Origin of the sequence: Cupriavidus phytohabitans (assembly GCF_000426345.1) — a bacterium.
In the GTDB taxonomy this organism is placed as follows: domain Bacteria; phylum Pseudomonadota; class Gammaproteobacteria; order Burkholderiales; family Burkholderiaceae; genus Cupriavidus.
The window spans coordinates 1-2,141 of sequence record NZ_AUFE01000206.1 but is presented as its reverse complement, the minus strand read 5'-3'; the positions used below and the strand labels follow the sequence as shown (position 1 = coordinate 2,141).

2 protein-coding genes are annotated in these 2,141 nt (G+C 70.4%); both read right to left on the bottom strand.

Translation table 11 applies throughout. The annotated features are described in order from the left end of the window. On the bottom strand, window positions 1-1,608 hold a 1,608-nt coding region (locus K309_RS0134660; RefSeq protein WP_029050444.1), incomplete at its 3' end, for an ABC transporter ATP-binding protein. Further along, the coding region (locus tag K309_RS0134655; RefSeq protein WP_029050443.1) for an ABC transporter permease at window positions 1,608-2,141 on the bottom strand (534 nt) is incomplete at its 5' end. The genes K309_RS0134655 and K309_RS0134660, both read right to left, overlap by 1 nt.

The window sequence follows — 2,141 nt, the reverse complement described above, 5'->3', positions numbered from 1 at the left end:
ATGCACGTCGACTTCATCGATCCAGCCGCGGCGCAACTCGGGGACCGAGCGCGCCAGCAGGGCGTAGTAAGGATGATGCGGTCCCCGGTCATAGTCCGCGTGCGCCACCTGGGTCAGCTTGCGGCCGTGCTGCATCACCACGATCTCGTCGCAGATCGCGCGCACGGTGTGCAGGTCGTGGCTGATGAAGAGGTACGAGACCCCCAGTTCCCTGCGCAGCTCGGCCATCAGGTCGAGGATGGCGGCGCCGACCACGGTGTCCAGCGCCGAGGTGATCTCGTCGCACAGGATCAGCTCGGGATCGGCGGCAAGCGCGCGGGCCAGGTTCACCCGCTGCTTCTGCCCGCCGGAGAGGCCGCCCGGCGTGCGCTGCGCCACGCCCGCCGGCAGCCGCACCAGGTCCAGCAGCTGGCGGATCCGCGCGCGCAGCGCTTCGCCGCGCAGGCCGTGGTAGAACTGCAGCGGGCGGGCCAGGATCTCCTGGATGGTGCGCGCGGGATTGAGCGCGGTATCGGCCATCTGGAACACGATCTGGATGCGGCGCAGCTCATCGCGGCTGCGCTCGGCCACGGTCGGCTTCAGCGGGCGGCCGTTGAAGGCGATGCTGCCGCGGCACGGCGCCACCAGCCCGGCGACGGCCCGCGCCAGCGTGGTCTTGCCGGAACCCGACTCGCCGATCACGCCGATGGCCTGGCCCCGGTACAGCTTCAGGTCGACCCCCTCCAGGATCTTCGCCGCGGGCTGCCCGTGCGCATCGAGCGGGCCGTAGCCGGCCGACAGGTCGCGCACCTCGAGCAGTAGCGGGCTCTTGTCCGGGTCTACCGGCGCGCCGGGGCGCTCGGCCGGGCGCGCCGCGGCCAGCAGGCAGCGGGTGTAGTCGTCGGCCGGCTGGTACAGGATCTGGTCGGTCTCGCCCAGCTCGCGCATCTTGCCATCGCGCAGCACCAGGATATGGTCGGCCACCTGGGCCACCACGGCCAGGTCGTGGCTCACATAGACCGCGGTGGTGCGGCGCTCGCGCACCGCGCGGCGGAACACGCGCAGCACTTCGACCTGCGTGGTCACGTCCAGTGCCGTGGTCGGCTCGTCCAGGATCACCAGGTCGGGATCGGTGATCAGCGCCATGGCCGCCATCAGGCGCTGCAGCTGCCCACCGGACACCTGGTGGGGATAGCGCTGGCCGATGGACTCGGGATCGGGCAGCGCCAGCTCCCGGTACAGCGCGATCGCCTTCTGCTCGGCCGCCTTGCGGTCCATCAGGCGGTGGATCAGCGCCGGCTCGACGACCTGGTCCATGATGGTGCGCGACGGGTTGAACGAGGCCGCGGCGCTTTGCGCGATATACGTGATGTTGCGGCCGCGCAGCCGGCGCTGCTCGCCCGGCGGCAGGTGCAGCACGTCGGTGGCGCCCACCCGGATGCTGCCGGCGATCTCGCAACCGTCGCGCGCGAAGCCCATCAGGGCGAGCGCGGTGGTGGTCTTGCCCGAGCCGGATTCGCCGATCAGGGCCAGCACCTTGCCCGGCTCGATCTCGAAGTCGACGCCGTCGACCAGGGTCGCCGGGCCGGCGGTGATGCGCAGATTGCTGACTTTTACGGACGTGCCCATTATTTCCCCCCACGTGCCGAGCGGCCCGGCAGATTGTCGATGACCAGGTTGACCGCCATGGTCAGGCTGGCGATGGCCAGCGCCGGCGCCACCACGGCCATGCTGCCCTCGGAGAGGGCGCCGATGTTCTCGCGCACCAGCGAACCCCAGTCGGCCTCGGGCGGCTGGATGCCCAGGCCGAGGAAGCTGAGGCTGGCGAGCAGCAGCACGACGTAGACGAAGCGCAGGCCCAGGTCGGCCAGCATGGGGCCGACGATGTTGGGCAGGATCTCCTGGCGCATGATGTAGGCGGTGCCTTCGCCGCGCGTGCGGGCGACGGTCACGTAGTCCATCGCGTTGATGTTGACCGCCAGCGAGCGCGCGATGCGATACGCGCCGGGAACGTAGATGATGGCCGCGGTGATGGCGAGCATCCACACCGAGGAGCCGAAGGCGGCGACCATGATCAGCGCGAACATCTTGCTCGGGATCGCGGTGAGCGTATCGAGGCCGCGGCTCAGGCAGGCATCGATCCAGCGGCCGCTGACGGTGGC